The organism is Stenotrophomonas riyadhensis, assembly GCF_040256885.1.
Taxonomy (GTDB): Bacteria; Pseudomonadota; Gammaproteobacteria; order Xanthomonadales; family Xanthomonadaceae; genus Stenotrophomonas; species Stenotrophomonas riyadhensis.
This window is the reverse complement of the sequence record NZ_CP155568.1, coordinates 896694-920602: the sequence shown is the minus strand read 5'-3', so window position 1 is coordinate 920602 and position 23909 is coordinate 896694. Positions and strand designations below refer to the sequence as shown.

Annotated in this window: 18 protein-coding genes and 11 tRNA genes; 5 read left to right on the top strand and 24 right to left on the bottom strand. The window is 65.7% G+C overall.

The features are described from left to right. Window positions 1–60: 60 nt before the first annotated feature. The 18 genes from SriyCCGPB3_RS04255 to SriyCCGPB3_RS04170 all read right to left on the bottom strand — a co-directional run bounded on the left by SriyCCGPB3_RS04255 (window position 61) and on the right by SriyCCGPB3_RS04170 (window position 11668). The gene (locus tag SriyCCGPB3_RS04255; RefSeq protein WP_350259893.1) at window positions 61–2016 is read right to left on the bottom strand and encodes a peptidyl-prolyl cis-trans isomerase; all 1956 of its coding nucleotides are present in this window, start codon (window positions 2014–2016) and stop codon (window positions 61–63) included. A 194-nt stretch (window positions 2017–2210) separates the two neighbouring features. Further along, window positions 2211–2287: transfer RNA gene (locus SriyCCGPB3_RS04250), tRNA-Asp, on the bottom strand. A gap of 106 nt (window positions 2288–2393) precedes the next feature. Next, a tRNA-Asp gene (locus tag SriyCCGPB3_RS04245) sits at window positions 2394–2470 on the bottom strand. An 87-nt stretch (window positions 2471–2557) separates the two neighbouring features. Then, a tRNA-Asp gene (locus SriyCCGPB3_RS04240) sits at window positions 2558–2634 on the bottom strand. 83 nt (window positions 2635–2717) lie between these two features. Beyond that, a tRNA-Asp gene (locus tag SriyCCGPB3_RS04235) sits at window positions 2718–2794 on the bottom strand. A 26-nt stretch (window positions 2795–2820) separates the two neighbouring features. Then, window positions 2821–2895 (bottom strand) — tRNA-Val (locus SriyCCGPB3_RS04230). 11 nt (window positions 2896–2906) lie between these two features. Then, window positions 2907–3179 carry an HU family DNA-binding protein gene (locus SriyCCGPB3_RS04225; RefSeq protein WP_004146343.1) on the bottom strand — a complete coding sequence of 91 codons (273 nt, stop codon included), beginning with the start codon at window positions 3177–3179 and terminating at the stop codon, window positions 2907–2909. 217 nt (window positions 3180–3396) lie between these two features. Next, window positions 3397–5847 (bottom strand): endopeptidase La, encoded by a 2451-nt coding sequence (gene lon / locus SriyCCGPB3_RS04220; RefSeq protein ID WP_049422624.1) that lies wholly within the window; start codon window positions 5845–5847, stop codon window positions 3397–3399. A 142-nt stretch (window positions 5848–5989) separates the two neighbouring features. Then, window positions 5990–7279 carry an ATP-dependent Clp protease ATP-binding subunit ClpX gene (gene clpX, locus SriyCCGPB3_RS04215; protein WP_004154600.1) on the bottom strand — a complete coding sequence of 430 codons (1290 nt, stop codon included), beginning with the start codon at window positions 7277–7279 and terminating at the stop codon, window positions 5990–5992. 126 nt (window positions 7280–7405) lie between these two features. Next, on the bottom strand, window positions 7406–8032 hold the full coding sequence (clpP, locus tag SriyCCGPB3_RS04210; protein WP_004146318.1) for an ATP-dependent Clp endopeptidase proteolytic subunit ClpP: 627 nt from the start codon (window positions 8030–8032) through the stop codon (window positions 7406–7408). A gap of 76 nt (window positions 8033–8108) precedes the next feature. Further along, the gene (gene tig / locus SriyCCGPB3_RS04205; protein ID WP_049400909.1) at window positions 8109–9404 is read right to left on the bottom strand and encodes a trigger factor; all 1296 of its coding nucleotides are present in this window, start codon (window positions 9402–9404) and stop codon (window positions 8109–8111) included. 189 nt (window positions 9405–9593) lie between these two features. Next, window positions 9594–9678, bottom strand: a tRNA-Leu gene (locus tag SriyCCGPB3_RS04200). A 139-nt stretch (window positions 9679–9817) separates the two neighbouring features. Next, window positions 9818–10186, bottom strand: coding sequence for a hypothetical protein (locus tag SriyCCGPB3_RS04195; RefSeq protein ID WP_350260355.1), 369 nt, complete (start codon window positions 10184–10186; stop codon window positions 9818–9820). Window positions 10187–10798: 612 nt separating this feature from the next. Continuing rightward, a tRNA-Lys gene (locus SriyCCGPB3_RS04190) sits at window positions 10799–10874 on the bottom strand. A 196-nt stretch (window positions 10875–11070) separates the two neighbouring features. Next, window positions 11071–11146 (bottom strand) — tRNA-Lys (locus SriyCCGPB3_RS04185). Window positions 11147–11225: 79 nt separating this feature from the next. Further along, window positions 11226–11302 (bottom strand) — tRNA-His (locus SriyCCGPB3_RS04180). A gap of 173 nt (window positions 11303–11475) precedes the next feature. Beyond that, a tRNA-Arg gene (locus SriyCCGPB3_RS04175) sits at window positions 11476–11552 on the bottom strand. Window positions 11553–11591: 39 nt separating this feature from the next. Continuing rightward, window positions 11592–11668, bottom strand: a tRNA-Pro gene (locus SriyCCGPB3_RS04170). A gap of 180 nt (window positions 11669–11848) precedes the next feature. Here SriyCCGPB3_RS04170 and SriyCCGPB3_RS04165 point away from each other — a divergent pair. Next, a complete protein-coding gene (locus SriyCCGPB3_RS04165) occupies window positions 11849–12607 on the top strand; it encodes a Bax inhibitor-1/YccA family protein (RefSeq protein WP_110711220.1) in 759 nt (252 codons plus the stop codon). A 59-nt stretch (window positions 12608–12666) separates the two neighbouring features. Here SriyCCGPB3_RS04165 and SriyCCGPB3_RS04160 read toward each other — a convergent pair whose 3' ends face one another. From SriyCCGPB3_RS04160 to grxC, 6 genes are all read right to left on the bottom strand, one after another. Then, window positions 12667–13416, bottom strand: a complete 750-nt coding sequence (locus SriyCCGPB3_RS04160; protein ID WP_153856554.1) for a sulfite exporter TauE/SafE family protein — start codon at window positions 13414–13416, stop codon at window positions 12667–12669. 25 nt (window positions 13417–13441) lie between these two features. Next, window positions 13442–14350, bottom strand: coding sequence for a LysR family transcriptional regulator (locus SriyCCGPB3_RS04155; protein ID WP_153856555.1), 909 nt, complete (start codon window positions 14348–14350; stop codon window positions 13442–13444). Window positions 14351–14403: 53 nt separating this feature from the next. Further along, window positions 14404–15147, bottom strand: coding sequence for a cysteine hydrolase family protein (locus SriyCCGPB3_RS04150; protein ID WP_049400917.1), 744 nt, complete (start codon window positions 15145–15147; stop codon window positions 14404–14406). Window positions 15148–15401: 254 nt separating this feature from the next. After that, complete coding sequence (locus SriyCCGPB3_RS04145) at window positions 15402–16406, bottom strand: isocitrate dehydrogenase (RefSeq protein ID WP_014036138.1); 1005 nt, start codon at window positions 16404–16406, stop codon at window positions 15402–15404. 323 nt (window positions 16407–16729) lie between these two features. Then, window positions 16730–17122, bottom strand: coding sequence for a carboxymuconolactone decarboxylase family protein (locus SriyCCGPB3_RS04140; protein ID WP_032129080.1), 393 nt, complete (start codon window positions 17120–17122; stop codon window positions 16730–16732). Then, the gene (grxC, locus tag SriyCCGPB3_RS04135; RefSeq protein ID WP_004154541.1) at window positions 17119–17409 is read right to left on the bottom strand and encodes a glutaredoxin 3; all 291 of its coding nucleotides are present in this window, start codon (window positions 17407–17409) and stop codon (window positions 17119–17121) included. Before grxC ends, SriyCCGPB3_RS04140 begins: the two co-directional genes overlap by 4 nt. Before the next feature lie 88 nt (window positions 17410–17497). Here grxC and SriyCCGPB3_RS04130 point away from each other — a divergent pair, with 88 nt between their 5' ends. The 4 genes from SriyCCGPB3_RS04130 (at window position 17498) to ppk1 (ending at window position 23534) form a co-directional block, all read left to right on the top strand. Beyond that, window positions 17498–19198, top strand: a complete 1701-nt coding sequence (locus tag SriyCCGPB3_RS04130; RefSeq protein ID WP_194936657.1) for a M48 family metalloprotease — start codon at window positions 17498–17500, stop codon at window positions 19196–19198. A 116-nt stretch (window positions 19199–19314) separates the two neighbouring features. Further along, the gene (phoB, locus tag SriyCCGPB3_RS04125; RefSeq protein ID WP_005408258.1) at window positions 19315–20004 is read left to right on the top strand and encodes a phosphate regulon transcriptional regulator PhoB; all 690 of its coding nucleotides are present in this window, start codon (window positions 19315–19317) and stop codon (window positions 20002–20004) included. 106 nt (window positions 20005–20110) lie between these two features. After that, on the top strand, window positions 20111–21442 hold the full coding sequence (phoR, locus tag SriyCCGPB3_RS04120; RefSeq protein WP_005412369.1) for a phosphate regulon sensor histidine kinase PhoR: 1332 nt from the start codon (window positions 20111–20113) through the stop codon (window positions 21440–21442). A gap of 4 nt (window positions 21443–21446) precedes the next feature. Continuing rightward, window positions 21447–23534 (top strand): polyphosphate kinase 1, encoded by a 2088-nt coding sequence (gene ppk1 / locus SriyCCGPB3_RS04115; RefSeq protein WP_153856557.1) that lies wholly within the window; start codon window positions 21447–21449, stop codon window positions 23532–23534. The last annotated feature ends 375 nt before the right edge of the window (window positions 23535–23909 follow it).

The window sequence follows — 23909 nt, the reverse complement described above, 5'->3', positions numbered from 1 at the left end:
GCGAAGGCACAAAAAAAGGCCCGGCATTGCCGGGCCTTTTCGTACCTGCAGCCGGTGGGCTTACAGGTTCGCTTCGGTGGTCTGGATCACGAACTTCTTGCGCATCGCCTCGATGTAGGCTTTGGCCGCGGCCATGCCATCGATCTGGCTCAGCTGGTCCTTCAGCTGCTTCTGCTGCTCGGCGGTCACTTCCTTCACGTCGCCCGGGTTCACCTTGTTCACCGCGAACAGCAGCGCGTGGCCATTGACGTCGACCTTGCCGTAGCTCGGCTTGCCCTCGGCCGGCACCGGCGCGCTGAAGATCGCGCGGTTGATTTCCGGGGTCGGCACCGGCTGGCTGCGCGGCAGGCCCGGCAACGGGCTCAGCTGCAGCTTCTCGCTGGCAGCCAGCGACTGCAGGGTGGCGCCCGCCTTCAGCTTGGCCAGCACGGCGTCAGCGGCCTTGTCGCTGGCCTGGCGCTGGCGGTCGGCGCGGATCGCAGCGATCACCTGCTCGCGGGCCTTGTCCAGCGGCATCGCCTGTTCCGGGGTATGCGCGGCAACGCGGATGACCACGCTGTGGTTGGTGGCACCGCCCAGGGCGATCGGATCGCTGGCGGTACCGTCCTGCACCAGCACTTCGGAGAAGGCGGCGCGCAGCACGGCCGGATCAGCGGCGATGCCACTGGCGGTCGCGCGGGTGATCGGGCCCAGGGTCTGCAGCGGCAGGTTCACTTCCTTGGCGGCAGCGGCCAGGTCGCTCGGGCTCTTGTTGATGGCATCGACCAGGTGGCCGGCCAGCTCGTTGAAGCCGCGCTCGCCATCGGCCTTCAGCTGCTCGGCGGCCAGCGTGTCACGCACTTCCTCGAACGACTTGCCCTGGCCACCACGCACCGCGGCGACCTTGATGATGTGGTAGCCGAAGTCGGTCTTCACCGGGCCGATCACGTCACCCGCCTTGGCGGCGAACAGGGCGTCTTCGAACGGCTTGACCATCGCGCCACGCTCGACCCAGCCCAGATCACCGCCCTGGTCCTTCGAACCCGGGTCTTCCGAGTTGGCCTTGGCCAGCGCCGCGAAGTCGGCACCCGCCGCCTTGGCTTCGGCAGCGAGCTTGTTCGCCTTGGCTTCGGCACCGTCACCGGTGATCAGGATATGGGCAGCCTGGCGCTGTTCCGGCGAGGTGAACTTCGCCTTCTCGTCTTCATAGCGCTTGCGCAGGGTCGCTTCGTCAGCCGCGGTCGGTGCCGGCAGGTTGGCGCCATTGATCTCGACGTATTCCAGCGACACGCTCTCGGCCTGGCGGAAATCCTTGCCGTGGCCGTCGTACCACTGCTTGATCTGCGCATCGGTGACCGGCGCGGTATCGGCCGGCACTTCCGGCAGCGCGGCCAGCTCGACGTCACGGGTTTCGCCCAGCAGCTTCAGCAGACGCTCGGTCTCGGACTGGGTGACGAAGCCGGAGTTCTGCAGGCCCGACGGGATCACCGACTGCTGCAGGCTCTCGCGCACCAGCTCCTGGAACTGGGTCGGGGTGCGCGGCGGATTGCCACCGGCCAGGGCCAGGCGGTAGTTGTTCTCGTTGAACTTGCCGTTCGAATCGAGGAACGCCGGCATGGTCGCGATGTACTCGCGCACCGCGCCGTCCCCGATCACCACGCCCGCCTGTTCACCGACCAGGCGCACGACCTGCTCGTCGATCAGCTGATCGAGCACGGCCAGCTTGTTCTCAGTGCTTTCGAACGCGCGCGGGTCGAAGTTCTCGCCCTGCTGCTGGCGCTCACGCATGCGCTCCTGCTCGAAACGCGTGCGGAAATCCTGCGCGCTGATCTCGTGGTGCTGCCACAGCATGCGCACCGGCCACCACGACGGTGCCGAACGCCACCAAGTCGGAGGCGCGGAAACCTTGGCCACGTTCTGTGCGCCAACGCCACCGAGGTAGCTGTTGTCGATCACGAACAGGAACGGAATCATCAGCAGCCCCAGGATCACGGTGACGATCCAGCCTGAGGTCTTGTCGCGGAGTTTCTGCAGCATGGTGAGGAATCACAAGGCCTGATTGGCGAGCCCGGCAGTGTAACCCGCTTCGCCGCAGGGACCAAAAGCAGCGCCGGCGCGGCCTGCGCCGCATCCTTGCAGCAACGCGTCACTGGTAGATGCATGCCTCACGTCCGACCGCGCGAACGACACAAAGAAAAAGCCCCCGGCTTGCGCCGAGGGCTTTTAAAAGTTGGCGGAGCGGACGGGACTCGAACCCGCGACCTCCGGCGTGACAGGCCAGCATTCTAACCAGCTGAACTACCGCTCCGCGCTGAAACTTTGCAGGCGCCCAGTATATCCGAAGACTTCCTGGAAACCCAGCCCGATGAACACTTTTTTCAAAGTTTTTTCACAGGGACTTAAGAATTCTGCAATGGCGGAGCGGACGGGACTCGAACCCGCGACCTCCGGCGTGACAGGCCAGCATTCTAACCAGCTGAACTACCGCTCCGTTCTTGCAAAAACCCTTTCGTCTTCTTCCCGAGCCTGTCGGTGAGAAGACAAGGCCCCCAGCTTTAGGCCGGGGGCCTCGATGTAATGGCGGAGCGGACGGGACTCGAACCCGCGACCTCCGGCGTGACAGGCCAGCATTCTAACCAGCTGAACTACCGCTCCGCATTGTTACCTTGCTTGTTTTCCACCGGCCTGGACCGGGAAGAAAACAAAGCCTCCAGCTTTTGGCCGGAGGCCTCGTTGAATGGCGGAGCGGACGGGACTCGAACCCGCGACCTCCGGCGTGACAGGCCAGCATTCTAACCAGCTGAACTACCGCTCCACACTCAAACTTTTACCGCGGTGCTGTGGTGGGTGCTGAGGGTTTCGAACCCCCGACCCTCTCCGTGTAAAGGAGACGCTCTACCGCTGAGCTAAGCACCCCAGCGAGCCGCTTAGTTTACAGCATCCTTCAGGGCCTTGCCAGCCTTGAACGACGGATTCTTCGAAGCAGCGATCTTGATGGTGTCGCCGGTCTTCGGGTTGCGGCCGGTGCGGGCAGCACGGTCGCGGACCTGGAAGGTACCGAAGCCAACCAGGGTGACCGCATCGCCGTCCTTCAGCGCCTTGGTGACGGCAGCAACGACGGCATCGACAGCGCGGCTGGACTCGGCCTTGGTCAGGTCGGCAGCTTCAGCAACGGCATCGATCAATTCGGTCTTGTTCATTCTCTACAACTCCTTTGGCGGTGGGTTCCGCTTATTCGACAGGGAAGCAACCGCACGCGTTCTGCATGCGGCCGCCATGTGGAAACGGTTCGCCGATTCAGTGATCGCTGACAGCGATCACTCATTCGCGAGTGCTGCTTTTATACCAGCGGCCCTACCCCCACGCAAGGTGAAAAGCCAGCAACGACGCGGGTTTCGGGCCATTGGACAGCGCGCGTCAATGCTTGACGCGCGCGCTTCCACTCGGTTTGGCCTTGCTGCGCACCGTGACACGTTGCGCACTCTTGCGCGCCTTCTTCGGTGCCAGCGGACGCTCCAGCGCCAGGTCCAGGACTTCTTCGATGTACTTCACCGGCACGATCTCCAGATCGCGGGTGACGTTGGCCGGAATGTCGGCCAGGTCCTTGCGGTTCTCTTCCGGGATGATGACCGTGCGGATGCCGCCACGCAGTGCGGCCAGCAGCTTCTCCTTCAACCCGCCGATGGCGGTGACGCGACCACGCAGGGTGATCTCGCCGGTCATCGCCACATCGGCGCGCACCGGCACCTTGGTCAGCATCGACACCAGCGAGGTGACCATCGCCGCGCCGGCACTCGGGCCGTCCTTCGGAGTGGCGCCATCGGGCACGTGCAGGTGCACGTCGTGCTTCTGCAGGAAGTCGCTGTCGATGCCAAAGCCCACGGCGCGCGAACGTACCACCGACAGTGCCGCCGACGCCGATTCCTTCATCACGTTGCCAAGCTGGCCGGTCAGGATCAGCTGGCCCTTGCCCGGCACCAGCGTCGATTCGATCTGCAGCAGATCGCCACCGACTTCGGTCCAGGCCAGGCCGGTGACCAGGCCGATCTCGTTTTCTTCCTCGGCGCGGCCGAAGTCGAAGCGACGCACGCCCAGGTACTTGTCCAGGTTCTTGCTGGACACACTGACCAGCGCCTTGGACTTCTTCGCACCCTTCTTCGCCTTCACCGGCTGCGGGCCGGCCAGCGCGATCTCCTTCACCACCTTGCGGCAGATCTTGGCGATCTCGCGTTCCAGGTTGCGCACGCCCGATTCGCGCGTGTAGTAGCGCACGATGTCCTGGATCGCATCACTGCCGATCTCCAGCTCTTCCGGCTGCAGGCCGTTGGCCTTGATCTGCTTCGGCACCAGGTAGCGGGTGGCGATGTTGAGCTTCTCATCCTCGGTGTAGCCGGGGATGCGGATCACTTCCATGCGGTCCAGCAGCGGGCCCGGAATGTTGAGCGAGTTCGAGGTGGCCACGAACATCACTTCGGACAGGTCCAGGTCCACTTCCAGGTAGTGGTCGTTGAACGCGTTGTTCTGCTCCGGGTCGAGCACCTCCAGCAGCGCCGACGACGGATCGCCACGGAAGTCCATCGACATCTTGTCGATCTCGTCGAGCACGAACAGCGGGTTCTTGCTGCCGACCTTGTTGAGGTTCTGCACGATGCGGCCCGGCATCGAACCGACGTAGGTACGACGGTGGCCACGGATCTCGGCCTCATCGCGTACGCCGCCCAGCGACATGCGCACGAACTTGCGGTTGGTGGCCTTGGCGATGGACTGGCCGAGCGAGGTCTTGCCCACGCCCGGCGGCCCGACCAGGCACAGGATCGGGCCCTTCATCTGCTTCACGCGCGACTGCACCGCCAGGTACTCAAGGATGCGTTCCTTGACCTTCTCCAGGCCGTAGTGATCGGCATCGAGGGTGTCCTGCGCGGCCTTCAGGTCCTTGCGCACCTTGCTGCGCTTCTTCCACGGCACGCCCAGCAACCACTCCAGGTAGTTGCGTACGACGGCCGCTTCCGCCGACATCGGCGACATCTGCTTGAGCTTGTTCAGTTCGTTGCGCGCCTTCGCTTCAACGGCCTTTGGCATGCCGGCTTCGGCGATCTTGCGGGCCAGTTCTTCCAGTTCGCCCGGCGCGTCGTCCAGGTCACCCAGTTCCTTCTGGATGGCCTTCATCTGTTCGTTGAGGTAGTACTCGCGCTGGCTCTTCTCCATCTGCGACTTCACGCGACCGCGGATGCGCTTCTCCATCTGCTGCACGTCGATCTCGCCGTCGACCAGGCCGACCAGCATCTCCAGGCGGTCGCCCACGGCCAGCGTTTCCAGCAGGCGCTGCTTGTCGGCCAGGCGCACGCTGATGTGCGCGGCGATGGTGTCGGCCAGGCGGGCCGGCTCATCGATGCCCGACAGCGTCTGCAGCAGCTCCGGCGGCAGCTTGCGGTTGGTCTTCACGTACTGCTCGAACAGCGACATCAGCGAGCGGGCGATCGCCTCCACCTCGCGTGCTTCGCGCTCGTCGGTGGCGTCGATCTCCACGGCCTGGCCATGCAGCGAGCCGTTGCGCTCGTCGACGTGGGTGACCTGCACGCGCGACAGGCCTTCGACCAGCACCTTGATGGTGCCGTCGGGCAGCTTCAGCAGCTGCAGCACCTGCGCCAGCGTACCGACCTGGTAGAGGTCGGCCGCATGCGGGTCGTCGGTCTCGGCCGACTTCTGCGCCAGCAGCAGGATGCGCTTGTCCGCTTCCATTGCCTGTTCGAGCGCGTGCATGGACTTGTCACGGCCGACGAACAGCGGGATGACCATGTGCGGGAACACCACTACGTCGCGCAGCGGCAGGACCGGCAGGTCGAGGGTTTCACTTGGGGAACGGGCCATGGGGGCTCCAGGGAAGGGGAAAACCGCCTCCGGGAGGGCATCTTCCGGAGACAAAAAAAGCCGATGGCCCCGTTATGGGGCCATCGGCTTTCAGATGCAAGGCATTCCTTGAAAATCCTTTCCAATCAACAACCTGGAAGGATCACTCGGCGCCTGCGGCCTTCTGTTCAGGGGCCGCCGGGGTCTGGTAGATCAGGTACGGCTCGGACTTGTGCTCGATCACCGACTCGTCCACCACCACCTTGCTGACGTTTTCCTGCGACGGCAGGTCATACATGGTGTCCAGCAGGACCGATTCGACGATGGTGCGCAGGCCACGGGCACCGGTCTTGCGCTTGAGCGCCTTCCTGGCGATGGCCGACAACGCGTCCGGACGGAACTCCAGCTCGACGTTCTCCATCTCGAACAGCTTCTTGAACTGCTTGGTGATGGCGTTCTTCGGCTCGGTCAGGATCTTGATCAGGGCCGGCTCGTCCAGCTCCTCCAGGGTCGCCACCACCGGCAGGCGGCCGACGAACTCGGGAATCAGGCCGAACTTGATCAGGTCTTCCGGCTCGACTTCGGCCAGCACCTTGCCCACTTCCTGCTTGCGCTCGCTGCTCTTGACCTTGGCGCCGAAGCCGATGCTGCCGACGTCGGTGGAACGGGCCTGGATCACCTTGTCCAGCCCGGCGAACGCGCCGCCGCAGATGAACAGGATGTTCTTGGTGTCCACCTGCAGGAATTCCTGCTGCGGGTGCTTGCGGCCGCCCTGCGGCGGAACGCTGGCCACGGTGCCTTCGATCAGCTTCAGCAGGGCCTGCTGCACGCCTTCGCCGGACACATCGCGGGTGATCGACGGGTTCTCGCTCTTGCGCGAGATCTTGTCGATTTCATCGATGTAGACGATGCCCTGCTGTGCCTTCTCGACGTCGTAGTCGCACTTCTGCAGCAGCTTCTGGATGATGTTCTCCACGTCCTCGCCCACGTAACCGGCTTCGGTCAGCGTGGTGGCGTCGGCCATGGTGAACGGCACGTTGAGCAGGCGGGCCAGGGTCTCGGCCAGCAGCGTCTTGCCCGAACCGGTCGGGCCGACCAGCAGGATGTTCGACTTCGCCAGTTCGACGTCGTCGTTCTTCTGCCGGCTCTCGATGCGCTTGTAGTGGTTGTACACGGCCACGGCCAGCGTGCGCTTGGCGCGGTTCTGGCCGATCACGTACTGGTCGAGGACCTCGAGGATCTCGCGCGGCTTGGGCAGCGAACTGCGCGCCGACTGCGCCTTTTCCTCAAGTTCCTCACGGATGATGTCGTTGCACAGCTCCACGCACTCATCGCAGATGAATACGCTCGGACCCGCAATCAGCTTGCGCACTTCATGCTGGCTCTTGCCGCAGAAAGAGCAGTAGAGGATCTTGCCGGTGTCCGTGGAACGACCTTGGCGGTCTTCGCTCATGCTTCGCTTACCCAGTTACCCCACCCGCTGAACGGGGGTTCGATTCGAGAATAGCACAGGGCCGAGGGGACACCAGTCCCGCCCGACCCTGCAGGAACGGGGCCTCCCTGGCCCCGTGAAGGCCGGTCAGCCGGCCTGGATCGACTCATCCGGACGACGCTCCAGGACCTGGTCGACCAGACCGTAGGCCTGCGCCTCGAAGGCGCTCTTGAAGTTGTCGCGCTCGGTGTCGCGGGCGATCGTCTCCAGCGACTGGCCGGTGTGCTTGGCCAGCACCTCGTTCAGGCGCGAACGCAGGGTCAGGATCTCACGCGCGTGGATGTCGATGTCGGTGGCCTGGCCCTGGTAGCCACCCAGCGGCTGGTGGATCATCACGCGCGAGTTCGGCAGCGCATAGCGCTTGCCGGCTTCGCCCGCGGCCAGCAGCAGGGCGCCCATCGAGGCGGCCTGGCCGATGCAGGTGGTGCTCACATTCGGCTTGATGTACTGCATGGTGTCGTAGATCGCCATGCCGGCGGTGACCACGCCACCCGGCGAGTTGATGTAGATGTTGATGTCCTTTTCCGGGTTCTCCGATTCCAGGAACAGCAACTGCGCCACCACCACGTTGGCCATGTGATCGTCGATCGGGCCCACGAGGAAGATCAGGCGCTCCTTCAACAGGCGCGAATAGATGTCGTAGGCACGCTCGCCGCGGCTGGTCTGCTCGACCACCATCGGAACCAGGTTCAGGGCTTTGGTTCGGTTGTCCATTACGTGAGGTACCTATCTTGGGGGGCAACAACCCCGCGCCGGCAAAGGCGCGGGGCATCCGGTGATCCGCCCGGGCTTACTGGCGGATCGCGTCCTGGAACGACAGCTTCTCTTCGGTGTGCTGGGCACGCTCGGCGATCCAGTCGATCACCTGCTCTTCCATCACGCGGTTCTGCAGGCCAGACATCAGCTGGGGGTCGTTGCGGTACATCTCAATGACCTGTTCCGGCTCTTCGTAGGTCGAAGCGATCAGGCGCATCGTTTCGTTCAGGCGCTTGGCTTCCAGGCGCAGGTCGTTGATGCGGGCCACTTCACCGACCAGCAGGCCGACCAGCACGCGCTTGGCGGCCGCTTCCTTGAAACCTTCATGGGCATCGGCCGGGATCTCGCCGACGTTCTGGCCGTTGCGGCGGATCTGCTCGACCTGCTGGGCCAGCATGGCGCGGGCTTCGTTCTCGACCAGGCGCGGCGGCATTTCCACCGACGAATAGGCGGCGATCAGCTGCTCGCCCACTTCGCGGCGCAGGCGGTTCATCAGGGCCCCCTTCAGCTCGCGCTCCAGGTTGGCACGGATGTCACTGCGGAACTGCTCGACGTCGCCGCCCTTCACGCCGAAGCTCTTGATGAAGGCTTCGTCGACCGCCGGCACGACCGGCTCGGACACTTCAGCGACCTTGACGGTGACCTGCACGGTCTTGCCCGCCAGCACCGGCACGCGCCAGTCAGCCGGGAACTCGACGTCCAGGGTCTTCTCTTCACCCTTGGCCAGGCCGACCAGGCCCTTTTCGATGGTGTCGAACATCATGCCCTGGCCGAGCACGATCGAACCCTTCTCGGTGCCTTCGGCCGGCAGGCGCTCTTCGCCGGCCTGCGACCAGGTTTCCACCGCGACCAGGTCACCGTCCTGCGCGCCACGGCTGACCGGGGCCCAAGTACGACGCTGGTTCTGCAGGTTCTCGATCATCTGGTCGATGTCGGCGTCGGTGATCTCGGCGCTGTGGCGCACGACGGTCAGCTTGCTGACGTCGATATCGCCGAAGTCCGGCACCACTTCCACGGTGGCCACGAAGGAGAATTCACCCTCGTCGCCCTTGTCGATGCGCGGGCTGCCGACGATGCGCAGGTCGTGCTCGCGCACGGCGGCATCGAAGGTTTCGCGCAGCAGGCCGTCCAGCGCCTCGCCACGGACCTGCGCGCCGAAGCGCTGCTCGATCACCTTGGCCGGCACCTTGCCCGGACGGAAACCCTTGATGCGGGTGGTACGGGCGATTTCGCCCAGGCGGCCGACGATGTGGCTCTGCAGACGCTCTTCCGGCAGCGAGAAGCTCAGGCGGCGTTCCAGGTTGCCGGTGGATTCGATCGAAGCTTGCATGTTGACTCCTGCCACCGGTGGCCCAGGCCCCCGGCTCGATGATTGGGATGAAACGGTTGTAAGGACACGACGTCTGGGACGCGCCTGCTTGCCGCAGCCCTTTAGTTTCGCCCAATTCGGCCTGCACTGCCAGCGCGTGCCGGTCAAGTGGGCGCAGATGGCCCGATCAGGGCGGGGACAGGCCGGCACTGGTGCGAAAGGGGGGACTCGAACCCCCACGCCTTGCGGCACTGGAACCTAAATCCAGGGCGTCTACCAATTCCGCCACTTTCGCGTGGCCGGCACAGGCGTTCATTGTCGCAGGCAGGGGCTGGAAGCGGAAGACCTGCACAAAACTGAACATGGTCATCCGCGCGCGACTGGCGCGCTGGGACCGCCCCGGCGAGCGCCCGCTCAGCCGGGGCGGCGGTGGTTCAGTGCTGCGGCCTGGCCTCGGCAGGCGCCGTATCGGCCCCCTGCCCGGCCGCAGGATCCACCTTGCGGATCTCCACGCCCCCGTCGTCGGTACGGCGCAGGGCCACCGCCTCCGGCGCGGCCTTGCGCACATCCACCGAACCCTCCGCATTGCGCTGCACGTCCACCGCGTCGGGCAGGACCTCCCCTTCCGCAGGCTGAGCCGGCTGCATTTGCATGGCGTCACCCACCGGGCGCGCCGGAGTGCTCTCCGTGCCAGCATCGCGTTCGACGGTCCGCGCGGGATCATTGGCCGGCGTGCAGGCAGCCAGCACCATCAACGCGAAGGGAACCCACAGCGTGCGGTGCAATCGATTGATACCAGCCATCAACATCTTCCTTCGTGCATGCGCCATCGGCGCGGAAGATCCATTGGGTGCGATGCAGGACGCGATGCGCTGAGAAGCAGCGCACAGCATTGAAAACACTGATGACGCGTATGTCCCTGATTTCAGTATCGCTTCAGCAGATCCACGCCATGCGTGGATGACGCGCAACCCGGCGTACAGGCAAGAAAAAAGCCACTTGGCGAACCCAGTGGGAAGCTGCCGCGCATTCGCGCCGCAGCCCCACGCTTTGCGCGGCAAAGCGCGGGCCCCACTTCATCAGCCCCCACATCCCCGCGGCTTCGCCGCGCCCCCTTGACTCAAGGGGGCTCCACACCAGCCAGCGCACTGACTTCCGCACGCTCAACCCGGCGCGCAGGCAAGAAAAAAGCCACTTGGCGAACCAAGTGGGAAGCTGCCGCGCATTCGCGCCGCAGCCCCACGCTTTGCGCGGCAAAGCGCGGGCCCCACTTCATCAGCCCCCACATCCCCGCGGCTTCGCCGCGCCCCCTTGACTCAAGGGGGCTCCACACCAGCCAGCGCACTGGCATCCGCACGCTCAACCCGGCGTACAGGCAAGAAAAAAGCCACTTGGCGAACCAAGTGGCTTTCGTCTGGTGGGCTGTCAAGGATTCGAACCTTGGACCTATTGATTAAGAGTCAACTGCTCTACCAACTGAGCTAACAGCCCGAAATCGGGGCGCGAATTATGACCCGATCCGCTCGGAGGGTGCAAGCACTTTCTTCAACATCGTTGAAACCAGCACTGCGATCCCGCTGCGTTGCAGATCCACGCCAGGCAGGGCTCTGCAACCTGTGATCCATCGAAACGAAAGGGTCACACTAATAAGAAAAAAGCCACCTGGCGTACCAGGTGGCTTCCGTCTTGGTGGGCCGTCAAGGATTCGAACCTTGGACCTATTGATTAAGAGTCAACTGCTCTACCAACTGAGCTAACGGCCCATGAAACTCAGACGCACATTGTAGCGTGCTTTCTGTTTATTGCAATACCGTTTCGGCTGCGCCGATGCGGTTGAATCAGTGGGGTGGCTGAGGGGATTCGAACCCCCGACCACCGGAATCACAATCCGGTACTCTAACCAACTGAGCTACAGCCACCACTGAAACTTTTGCTCCATCGCCGATACCGCTGACGCTGGAACCTCAAACCTTTGCCTGGAGACTGTCACCGAAGTTCCGGTCCGCCGAAGCGAGTCCGATATTCTGGTGGAGTCTTTACCCTTTTGCAAGCACTTCTTCACATCCGCCGATGCGATCCCGGTGCTCGCCAATGGCGCGCCCGACAGGAATCGAACCTGTAACCGCCGGCTTAGAAGGCCGGTGCTCTATCCAGTTGAGCTACGGGCGCCCGAACCGGAACGGTGTCCAATCCGACGTGGCGTGGGATTGGTCGGGGTAGAGGGATTCGAACCCCCGACATCCTGCTCCCAAAGCAGGCGCGCTACCAGACTGCGCTATACCCCGGTCTTGCAATCCCCTCGGGCCGGGCCCGGGGAGTCGTTCATTGTGGCCAAGCACATCGCGAACTGTCAACGCAGGCGAGACCGGTCATGAACCTGCCACGGCGCCATGCGTGGTCATCGGCTATGCTCGCGGTCATCGGCCGGATGGCCGTCCCGACCTTCATTCGCACGGAGAACTCGCATGCGCAGCGGCAACCCAGCTCTTTCCGAGTCGACCTTCCTCGACCTCGCCAGCGGCTCGGTGGTGACCAGCCCCGACCAGGTGATGACCCTCAACGGCACCGCCAACAAGACCGGCATCCTGCTGTTGTTGACCGTCCTGACCGCGGCCTTCGCCTGGAACCAGTCCGTGGACGAGTACGGCCAGGTCATGGCCGGGGCCAAGCTGTATGCCATGGGCGGCGCGATCGGCGGCCTGGTGCTGGCGCTGGTCACCATTTTCAAGAAGGAATGGTCGCCGGTCACCGCACCGATGTACGCACTGGTCGAGGGCCTGTTCCTGGGCGCCGTCTCGGCGCTGTTCAACATGAAGTACCCGGGCATCGTGTTCCAGGCCGTGCTGCTGACCTTCGGCACGCTGGCCGCACTGCTGGTCGCGTACCGCAGCGGCGTGATCAAGGCCACCGAGAACTTCAAGATGGGCGTGGTCGCAGCCACCGGCGGCATCGCCCTGCTCTACCTGGCATCGTTCGTGCTGGGCTTTTTCAACATCAACGTGCCGGTGATCCATGACTCCAGCTGGCTGGGCATCGCTTTCAGCCTGTTCGTGGTGGTCGTGGCCGCACTGAACCTGGTACTGGACTTCGACTTCATCGAGACCGGCGTGGCCCAGCGCGCGCCGAAGTACATGGAGTGGTATGGCGCATTCGGCCTGATGGTGACCCTGGTCTGGCTGTACGTTGAATTCCTGCGCCTGCTGTCGAAAATCCAGCAGCGCTGAGCCGAAACATGCCGTAGACGACAAAGGGCGCCTTGATGGCGCCCTTTGCCTTTCTTCCGTCAGCGTGCCAGCAGCACAGGCAACGACGAGGCCAGCAGTGCGATGCCGGAAGCGGTCAACAGGCTCAGTACGAGCTGCCGGAAGCGCGCCTCGCTGATGCCGATGTAGACCCGCGCGCCCAGCAGGGCCGGCACCAGCATTGCCGGCGCCACGATGGCGAAGTACGGCAGCATCTGCCGGCTCACCAGGCCACTGCCGACATAAGTGGCCATGGTCACCGCCAGCATCGCCAGGTTGAAGTTCTGGATGACCGCACGTTGCTCGTCCTTGCCGAAGCCACGCAGGGTGCTCCACAGCGTAGGTACCGGTCCGGCGAAACCGCCGATGCCACTGAGCACACCCCCGGCCATGCCAGCGATCGCATCACCGATACGGCCGCCAACGCGGACCGGGGGCAACGAGCGCGCCATCAGCATCACCGGGCACCATAGCGCCAGGAAGCCGCCCAGCAGGGCCTTGAACCAGTCCATATCCAGCTGCGGCAACACCATCACGCCCAGCGGAATGCCGGCCAGCCCACCCAGCACGAACGGCAGCAGCAGGCGCAGATTGAAGCCGCGGCGCACGGTGAACACCGCGACCAGCTGCCCGACCAGCGCACCAAACACCGACAGCGTCGCCGCCAGCCGCGGCTCCAGTCCCCATGCCCAGAACGACATCGCCACCATGCCAAAGGCGAAGCCGGACAGGCCCTGCACGAATCCGGCGACGATCGCGCCCAGCGCGACCAGCAGATACACCGACGCCATCACCACCTCGGTTGCTGCCGCGCGACTACCCCGCCGCGCCCACCTGTGCAGCGTAGTGCGCCGCAAGGTGCTCGACCAGCGCACGCACCTTCGGCGCCAGCGCCCGCGCGTGCGGATACAGCGCGAAGTAGCGCCGCTGTCCGGCGTGCCAGGCGGGCAGCACACGGATCAGGCGGCCGGCACGCAGGTCCTCCTGCACGGTCAGCGCAGTGAACAGGCTGATGCCCATGCCAGCCAACGCAGCGGCATACAACGCTGGCGTCGCATCCACCCGCAGGCGCTGCCCCGCCTCGATGCTCGCGGCGGCACCGCGTGGTCCCTGCAGCTGCCAGGGCGACATCGCCGCTGTGGGACTGAAACCCAGCAGCGTGTGCTGTGCGAGGTCCGAAGCCTGCCGGGGCAGACCGTGCCGCACCAGATAGGCCGGTGCGGCGACCAGGATGCGTGGGCAGCTGGCCAGCTCGCGGGCGACCAGCTGGCTGTCCGGCAAGGAAGGCGCGATGCGCAGCGCCAGGTCGAAGCCGCCACCGACGACATCGACCAGTTGATCATCCGCCGACAGGTCAAGCGCGACCTGCGGGTAGCGCTGCAGGAACGACGGCAGCCAATGCGGCAACTCCTGGCTGGCGACCACCTGCGGCACGCTGATCCGCACGATGCCACTGGGCTGCGCCTGCCCTGCGCGTGCGCGGTCATCCGCTTCCTGCAGGCGATCCAGCAGCGCTGCCGCCTCGCGGTAGTAGTCGCGACCGGCTTCCGTCAGTGACAGCCGACGGCTGTTGCGATCGAGCAGTCGAACCTGCAGGTGCTCTTCCAGCTGCCGCAGTTGCCGTGACATCGCCGAATGGGTGGTACCCAGTCGTTCGGCGGCGGCGGTGAAACTGCCTGCATCGACGATGGCGCGCAGCGCACGCAGGGCGGCGAAATGGTCCATCGGCGGGCAGCTCCAGGTGGCGGGGCCCGCGGCGTGCGGGCCCCGTCAGCTTATCAAGCGCCGTCGCCGGCCTTGCGCACCGGCAGTGCCAGGATCGCGTCAGTCGCCATGACATCGCCGAAGGTGTCCTCAATCTGCGCCAGCGAGGCGTCATGCAGCGCGCGATGACCGATGCGCTGGCCTCCGGCAAGATCCAGATCACGGCTGGCAGTTGCATCGGACGACACGATGACGCGGTAGCCACGCGGTGCCGCTGCGGCATCGCGGGCGGCACCTGCCACGCAGGCATGGGTCTGCAGGCCGGTGACGATCAGGGTGTCGATGCCGGCATCCTTCAGCACCTGGTCGAGCACTGCGGCCGAGTCACCGGCGAACACGCTGACGTTGTCCTTCTGCACCACGGTCTCGCCCTTGCGCGGCTGCAGGTCGCGATGGAAGGCGGCATTGACGCTGCCCTGCGCGAACAGCGGCGCACCCGCCGGCAGCACGTGCTGTACATGGATCACGCGGATGCCGTGGGCATCGGCGAACTCGACCACCCGCTTCGCCTGCCGCAGTGCGGCCACGCCATCGGGAATGACCATGCGGCCACCGGCGAAGCCCGGCGCAGCGCTGCCGTCGAAGTATTCGTTCTGGAAGTCGATCACCAGCACGGCGGTCTTCGCCGCATCCAGCGAAGCCACAACGGGTGCGCCAGCCATGTGGCGGATGGTGGGATGGGCCGGTTCGGCAGCGGTGACGGGGGTAACGGTGGCCATGCCGATCAGGCTGGCCAGACCAAAGGCGGTGAGGTTCATGTTCAAGCTCCTGTGCGGTGGAAAGTGGGCACAGGATGCCGATCGCATGGCGCACGAACCAGCCGTGTATCAGCACATGATCTGTGCGAATCGTGCACAGACTGGCATTGTAGGGTCGAGCCATGCTCGACGGCTTTCCACGGGTGCCCCGATCGAAGAGCCGTCGAGCATGGCTCGACGCTACAAGCGCGGGAAAACGCAACGGGGCGCCCGAAGGCGCCCCGCTGTGGATCCAAGCGAAATCGTCCGGCCGCTTACAGGCGGCTGGCGATGGCCTGGGCAAAGCTCATGGTGGTGCCGGTGCCGCCCAGGTCGCCGGTCAGCGAATCCTTGGCTTCCATGGTCGCCACGATGGCCTTGCGCAGGCGCTCGGCGTTTTCCGGCTGGCCGACATGGTCCAGCATCTGCGCCGCTGCCAGCAGCAGCGCGCACGGATTGGCCTTGCCCTGGCCGGCGATGTCCGGCGCGGTGCCGTGCACGGCTTCGAAGATTGCCGCGTCCTTGCCGATGTTGGCACCCGGGGCCAGGCCCAGGCCGCCGACGAGGCCGGCGCACAGGTCGGAGATGATGTCGCCGAACAGGTTGGTGGTGACGATCACATCGAACTGTTCCGGACGCATCACCAGCTGCATGCAGCAGTTGTCGACGATCATTTCCTGGAACTCGATCTCCGGGTACTGCGCGGCGACTTCACGGGCGACATTCAGGAACAGGCCCGAGGTCGACTTGATGATGTTGGCCTTGTGCACGGCGGTGACCTTCTTGCGGCCGGTGCTCTTGGCCAGCTCGAAGGCGTAGCGCACGATGCGCTCGGAGCCCTTGCGGGTGATGCGGGTGCCGGAGAAGGCGGTCTCGCCGTCGGCCGACACTTCCTGGCCTTCGGCCAGGTAGGCACCTTCGGTGTTCTCACGCACGGTGATCAGGTCGACGTTGTCGAAACGCGACTTGGTGTTCGGGAAGGTATGGGCCGGACGCACGTTGGCGTACAGGTCGAAGTGACGGCGCAGGCTGACGTTGATCGAGGTGAAGCCACCACCGACCGGGGTGGTCAGCGGGCTCTTCAGCGCGACCTTGTTGCGCGCGATCGATTCCAGGGTCACCGCCGGCATCAGGTCGCCGTGCTTTTCCAGGGCCACCAGGCCGGCGTCGGCGTCTTCGTACTCCAGGCCAGTCTTGAGCTGGTCGAGCACGAACAGGGTGGCGTCCATGATTTCCGGGCCAATGCCGTCGCCGCGGATGACCGTAATTTTCTGCGTCATTGATCGATGTTCCGAACAGGGGGAAAAACGCCGTCCGGACGTGCCCGGAAACGCCGGCGCAAAGGAAGTTTCACCAGCAATTATGCCTGAGCCGGGGCCGAGGTCCCAAATAGACCATGGTCCCAGTACCCGGCTCAGGCAGAATTGCCCGCGCATCCCACCTTATCCCCGCGCCTGTCGGCGCGCCCCCTTGAACAACAAGGGGGCTTCTGGGCTGTTGGATTGCGGGGAAGGCCCCTCGCAGGCCGGGTAGTGCCGGCCGCTGGCCGGCAACCTCGGCCATTCCGGGTTCAGGGTATGCCGGCCAGCGGCCGGCACTACCCTCAGTGCGCGTGCGCTTCCGGGGCCGCCGCGCCGCCCTCGAGCTGGTCGAGGAAATCGACCGCGCGGCGCAGGTGCGGGATCACGATGGAACCGCCGACCACCAGGCCGACCGAGAAGGTCTCGAAGAACTCTTCACGGGTCACCCCGGCGTCCTTGCACTGGGCGACGTGGTAGCTGATGCAGTCGTCGCAGCGCAGCACCATCGAGGCCACCAGGCCCAGCAGTTCCTTGGTCTTCACATCCAGCGCGCCGGCCTGGTAGGTCTGCGTGTCCAGCGCGAAGAAGCGGCGCACCACCTGGTTCGGCTCGCCCAGGATCCGCTCGTTCATGCGCTTGCGGAACTCGGTGAACTCGGCGATGCGGTCCTTGCTGCCGTCGTCGGCTGCGCTCATGCCTGGCCCTGCCCGGCCAGCAGCGGCTCGAGTTTGCCTTCACGGTGCAGGGCCATCATGTCGTCGTAGCCGCCGACATGGACGTCGCCGACGAAGATCTGCGGCACGCTGGTGCGGCGGGTCAGCGCCATCATCTTCTCGCGCTCGGCCGGGTCCAGGTCGATGCGGACCTCGGTCCACTGCTGGCCCTTGCTCTTAAGGAAGTTCTTGGCGGCCACGCAGTACGGGCAGACGGCGGTGGAATAGATGGTGATGGCGGGGGCACCGCCGGCGGTCTGGGCTGTCACGGGAAACTCCACGATGGATCGACGGTCTACATATGGTACCGGTGCGCTGGAATTTCCACGCCACGGCCGCAACACTGTGGATTAACGAATGGTTGCCCCCCACCCTGCCACGCTTGGCGCGCCCTGCCCGAGGACCTCCTGCTTGCGAGCCCTGCTGCTGACTACCGCCGTCACCCTGGCCCTGGCCATGCCGCTGGCCCAGGCCCAGGAGAAGCTGCCCGACATCGGCTCCTCGGCCGGTGAGCTGCTGACCCCGGCCCGCCAGGCCGAGTACGGCGCGATGATGCTGCGCGAGCTGCGCAACTACGGCTACCTGCTGGATGACCCGCTGGTCAACGACTGGCTGCAGACCATGGGTACCCGGCTCGGCTCCAACAGTGACCAGCCGCGGCAGCCCTACACGTTCTTTGTCATGAAGGACCGCCAGATCAACGCCTTCGCCACGCTGGGCGGCTACATCGGGGTCAATGCCGGCCTGGTGCTGACCGCCGAGCGCGAGGATGAGGTCGCTGCGGTGCTGTCGCACGAAATCGCCCACGTTACCCAGCAGCATGTACTGCGCGGTGTCGAGCGTGCCCAGCGTGACCAGATTCCGATCCTGCTCGGCATGCTGGCGGCGGTGGTGGCCGCGCAGGCCAGCAACAGCACCTCCTCCGGCAACGCGACGATGGCCGCGATCAGCTCGGGCATGGGCCTGATGCAGCAGCGGCAGATCAACTACACCCGCTCCAACGAATCCGAGGCCGACCGCCTCGGCATCCGCACCCTGGCGCGTAGTGGCTACGACGTGGATGCCATGGCCGGCTTCTTCGAGCGGATGTCGGCGGCGATGCGTGGCAACGAAGGCGGCTACAGCGTGCCGGAGTTCCTGCGCACCCACCCGGTCAACATCACCCGCATCAGCGAGGCCAAGGCCCGCGCCGAGCAGATGAAGAAGGACACGGTGCTGCTCACGACCAGCACCCCCAGCGGCGAGCGCAAGGAACGGGTCGACCCGGCCGATCCCAGCCTGGCCGAGCCGCTGCTGCGCGGCAACAACCCGCTGCTGCCCAGCAGCGTGCTGCGCATCCCGATGGGCCAGCTCACCCGCGGAGCGAGCGGTGATTTCGACTGGGCGCGTGAACGCCTGCGCGTGCTCAGCGCCGATTCCACCCCCGAGCTGGAGCGCGAGTATGCGGACATGGCCAAGCGGCAGAAGGACGGCCTGAACGATGCCCAGCGCTATGGCCAGGCGCTGGCGGTGATGCGCAGTGGTCGCGCCGGCGCCACCCAGGCCCGGCAGACCCTGGCGGGCCTGCTGCAGACCCGACCGGACAACCTGTGGCTGGCACTGGGCCTGGGCGAGGCCGAATCACGCGCCGGCCAGGCCGCCCAGGCCAACAACCGCTTCGAGCAACTGCTGCGCGAGCACCCCAACAGCCGTCCGGTGGCGCTGACCTATGCCGAGATCCTGAACGAACAAGGCAGCCGCGAGGCCGGCCAGCGCGCGCAGGCGATGCTGCGGCCGCTGCTGTCGCAAAGTGGTAACGATCCAGTCTTCCAGCAGCGATACGCCCGCGCCAGCGAACTGGCCGGTGACAGCGTGCGGGCCAGCGAGGCCTATGCCGAGGCCGCCTTCCTCAGCGGCCGCCCCGAACAGTCACTGATGCAGCTGCAGGCCCTCAAGCGCAACCCGGCACTGGACTATGTCGGCCGGGCCCGCGTGGATGCGCGCATCGAAGCGATCACCCCCACCGTGCTGGAGCTGCGCCGCCAGGGCGTGCAGGACCCGGATCTGGACCGCCGCTGAGCGCTGCATGACCGGTCGATGGCAATCCCGACCGGTTCCGGCCAGGTAGTCACAAACATGTCATCAAACCGTAGTCTACTGGCACCACTCCAGTAACCGAGCCCTACGGTGTCCTCGTGCAGAAACGCATCCTGATCGTCGATGACGAGCCCGCGATCCGTGAAATGGTCGCCTTCGCCCTTCGCAAGGGCGATTACGAACCGGTCCACGCCGGCGACGCCCGTGAGGCCCAGACCGCGATCGCCGACCGGGTTCCCGATCTGATCCTGCTGGACTGGATGCTGCCCGGCACCAGCGGCCTGGATCTGGCCCGCCGCTGGCGCAAGGAAACGCTGACCCGCGAAGTGCCGATCATCATGCTGACCGCCCGTGGCGAAGAAAACGACCGCGTCGGCGGCCTCGAAGCCGGCGTCGACGACTACGTGGTCAAGCCGTTCTCGGCGCGCGAACTGCTGGCCCGCATCCGTGCGGTCATGCGCCGTGCCCGCGAGGACGACGAGGACGGCAGCGTGGCCGTCGGCCCGATCCGCATCGACGGTGCCGCCCACCGCGTGTTCGCCAACGACCAGCCGGTGCCGATCGGCCCGACCGAATATCGCCTGCTGCACTTCTTCATGACCCACCCCGAGCGCGTCTACACCCGCGCCCAGCTGCTGGACCATGTGTGGGGCGGCAGCGTGTACGTGGAGGAGCGCACCATCGACGTGCACATCCGCCGCCTGCGCAAAACGCTGGAACCGTTCAACGCCGAGAACATGGTGCAGACCGTGCGCGGCGCCGGCTACCGCTTCTCCACTGCCACCTGAGTCTCGTCGTGCCGGCGCCACGCACCCGCGGGTGCCGGCGCCGGCAACTCTGCTATAACCCTCGGTTCACCCCAGTGAACCGCCGCACCTCAACGACGAGATCGCAATGCCCCGCCACATCCGCTCTGCCTGGTTGAAGACCCTGGCCACCGTTGCCGCGGTACTGCTGTTCTCCGGACTGGTGGGGTGGTTCACGGGCCATCTGTGGTTGTGCATCGCGCTTGGCGCACTGGCCACGCTGGCCTGGCATTACTGGCGCCTGCGCAGCGTGCTGCGCCGGCTGACTGCCCGCCAGCGCTGGGACACCGCCGAGGAAGGCACCGGCGTCTGGAACGAGCTGGACCGCCTGCTGTACCGCAACCAGGTGGAAATGCGCGTGCGCAAGCGCCGCCTGCTGGACATGCTGCGCAGCTATCGCGCTGCGGCCGCCGCATTGCCCGATGCGGTGGTGGTGCTGGACCGCAACAGCCAGCGCGTGCAGTGGTTCAACGAAGCGGCCACCGCCCTGCTCGGCCTGCACCATCCCGGCGACCTCGGCGAAGCCCTGGTCGAACGCCTGCAGCCGATGCCGCTGGCGCACTGGCTGGCCGGCGGCCGCAATGCCGAGCCAATCCTCGACGTGCCTTCGCCGGTCGATCCGGCGATCCGCCTGAACCTGCGCCTGATTCCCTATTCGTCGGATTACTGGCTGCTGATCGCCCGCGACGTCAGCAAGCTGCTGCGCCTGGAACAGGTGCGCCGCGATTTCGTGGCCAACGTTTCACACGAACTGCGCACGCCGCTCACCGTGGTGCACGGCTACCTGGACATGATGGACCCGGAGGATTTCCCGGGAACCGGACCGATGCTGGAAGAAATGCGCAAGCAGAGCCAGCGCATGGCCCAGCTGGTGGAAGACCTGCTGACGCTGTCGCGCCTCGAATCGCAGGAACACAGCGAGGAAGAGACCGTGGCCATGCAGCCGATGCTGGCGACCCTGCGCCGCGAAGCCGAAGCGCACAGCCAGGGCCGCCACCAGATCAGCATCGACGACCTGGCCGGCGTTGACCTGCAGGGCTCGACCAAGGAACTGCACAGCGCCTTCTCCAACCTGGTCACCAACGCCGTGCGCTATACGCCGGCCGGTGGCCGCATCGCCGTGGAGTTCCGTCGCGAAGGCGATGGCGCGGTGCTGGCGGTGCGCGATTCCGGTTACGGCATCCCGGCTTCCCACCTGCCACGCCTGACCGAACGTTTCTACCGTGTCTCCAGCAGCCGCTCCCGCGAAAGCGGCGGTACCGGCCTGGGCCTGTCCATCGTCAAGCACATCCTCGGCCTGCACCACGCGCGGCTGGAGATTGAAAGCGAGGTCGGCAAGGGCTCGGTGTTCTCCTGCCATTTCGATGCCGACCACGTGCGCCCGCGCGAGTCCGCCCCCCTGACCTCCATCGAAGAATGACGCCATGAGCAGCCTCGGATCCCTCCCCCTCCCCGTGAGCCCGGACAACGATCCGTTGCGCGACCCGGCGCTCTACATCAACCGCGAGCTGTCGCAGCTGGATTTCAACTTCCGCGTGCTGGCCCAGGCGATGGACCCGCAGGTGCCGCTGCTGGAGCGCCTGCGCTTCATGTGCATCTCCTGCACCAACCTCGACGAGTTCTTCGAGATCCGCGCCGCCGCCGTACGCCACGCGCAGGAATTCGGCCTGCCGCCGGCGCCGGACGGGATGAGCCCGCAGGCCATCCTCAACGCCATCCATGACCGCGCCGCGGAACTGGTGGACCAGCAGTACCGCTGCTGGAACGAGACGCTGCGCCCGGCGCTGATGGAGGCCGGCATCGGCGTGCTCGGCCGCCATTCCTGGACCGATCGCCAGAAGCGCTGGCTGCGTGCGTACTTCCGCAACGAGATCATGCCGGTGCTGTCGCCGCTGGGCCTGGACCCGGTGCACCCGTTCCCGAAGATCCTCAACAAGTCGCTGAACATCGTGGTGGTGCTGAAGGGCACCGACGCGTTCGGCCGCGCCGGCCACCTGGCCATCGTGCGTGCGCCGCGCTCGCTGCCGCGCATCATCCAGCTGCCGGAGAAACTCGGCGGTCCGCAGAACTTCGTGTTCCTGTCCTCGGTGCTGTCCACGTTCGTCGATGAACTGTTCCCGGGCATGGAAGTCCAGGGTGCCTACCAGTTCCGCGTCACCCGCAATTCCGAGCTGGTGGTGGACGAGGAGGAAGTGGAGAACCTGGCGCTGGCGCTGCGCGATGAACTGGTCGACCGCGGCTACCGGCCGGCGGTGCGCCTGGAGATCGCGCAGGACATGCCACGCGACATCGTGCGCACCCTGCTGCAGAACTTCGGCCTGACCGAGAACGCGGTGTACCGCATCGACGGCCCGGTCAACCTCAACCGCATCATCCAGCTGTACGACCTGATCGCACAGCCGGACCTGAAGTACCCGCCGATGACCCCGCGCACCCTGCGCGACAGCGACGGCATCTTCGAGACCACGGCGCGCCAGGACCTGCTGCTGCACCACCCGTTCGATGCCTTCACCGCGGTGCTGGACCTGATCCGGCAGGCAGCGATCGATCCGAACGTGCTGGCGATCAAGCAGACCCTGTACCGCACCGGCAAGGATTCGCTGATCGTCGACGCGCTGATCCAGGCCGCACGCAACGGCAAGGACGTGACCGTCGTGGTCGAACTGCGTGCGCGCTTCGACGAGGAGGCCAACCTGGGCCTGGCCGATCGCCTGCAGGAGGCCGGCGTGCAGGTGGTGTATGGCGTGGTCGGCTACAAGACCCACGCCAAGATGCTGCTGATCGTGCGCCGCGAGGGCCGCAAGCTGCGCCGCTACGTGCACCTGGGCACCGGCAACTATCACAGCGGCACCGCCCGTGCGTACACCGACATCAGCCTGATCACCGCCGATGCGGACATCGGCAACGATGTGCACCTGCTGTTCCAGCAGCTGTCCGGGCTGGCGTCGAAGATGAAGCTCAAGCGCCTGCTGCAGTCACCCTTCACCCTGCACACCGGCATCCTCGGCCGCATCGAGCGCGAAACGCGCATCGCCGCCGCCGGCCGCCCGGCGCGGATCATCGCCAAGATGAACGCCCTGAACGAACCGCAGGTGGTGCGCGCGCTGTACGCCGCCTCGCAGGCCGGCGTGCAGATCGACCTGATCATCCGCGGTGCCTGCACCCTGCGTCCGGGCGTGCCAGGCGTGTCGGACAACATCCGGGTACGCTCGATCGTCGGCCGTTTCCTGGAGCACAGCCGCGTCTACTGGTTCGGCAACGACGGCGCACCGGAGATGTACTGCGCCAGCGCCGACTGGCTGGAACGCAACCTGCTGCGCCGGGTCGAAACCTGCTTCCCGATCCTCGACCCGGAGCTGGCCAAGCGGGTCTACCGCGAAGTCCTGCAGAACTACCTGGACGACAACCTCAACGCCTGGGAACTGGATGCCGACGGCATCTACCACAAGCGTGCGCCTGCCCACGACGAGGCACCGCATTCTGCGCAGATGGCACTGATGCAGGGTCTCTGACCCGGTAGGTGTCGACCAAGGTCGACACCCACCAACAGCCGCGCAGAACGCCGTCCCGGCGGATCGCAGAGAACTGTCGAAGGCGGGGTGGGTCCGGTTGCGGGGGCGTGAGCGCCATGGGCCCGAGGCATGCCTCGGGCGGGTTGGGCAGGACGCCCAACCCCGGTCTTGCCGTGTGCGCACGACAGCGCACACGAGCAAGCGCGACCAAGCCCCATGGACGGGTTCACGGCGTCCCCTGCCATCGGACCCGCCCCGCCATCCCACGGATAGCCCGCTGTTGCTGTTGCTGTTGCTGTTGCCGTTGCTCTGGCCTCTGCGGGTGCAGGGCGCAGCCCTGCCGCACTCCCCTCTTCCAAAATGTGAAGGTCGCGC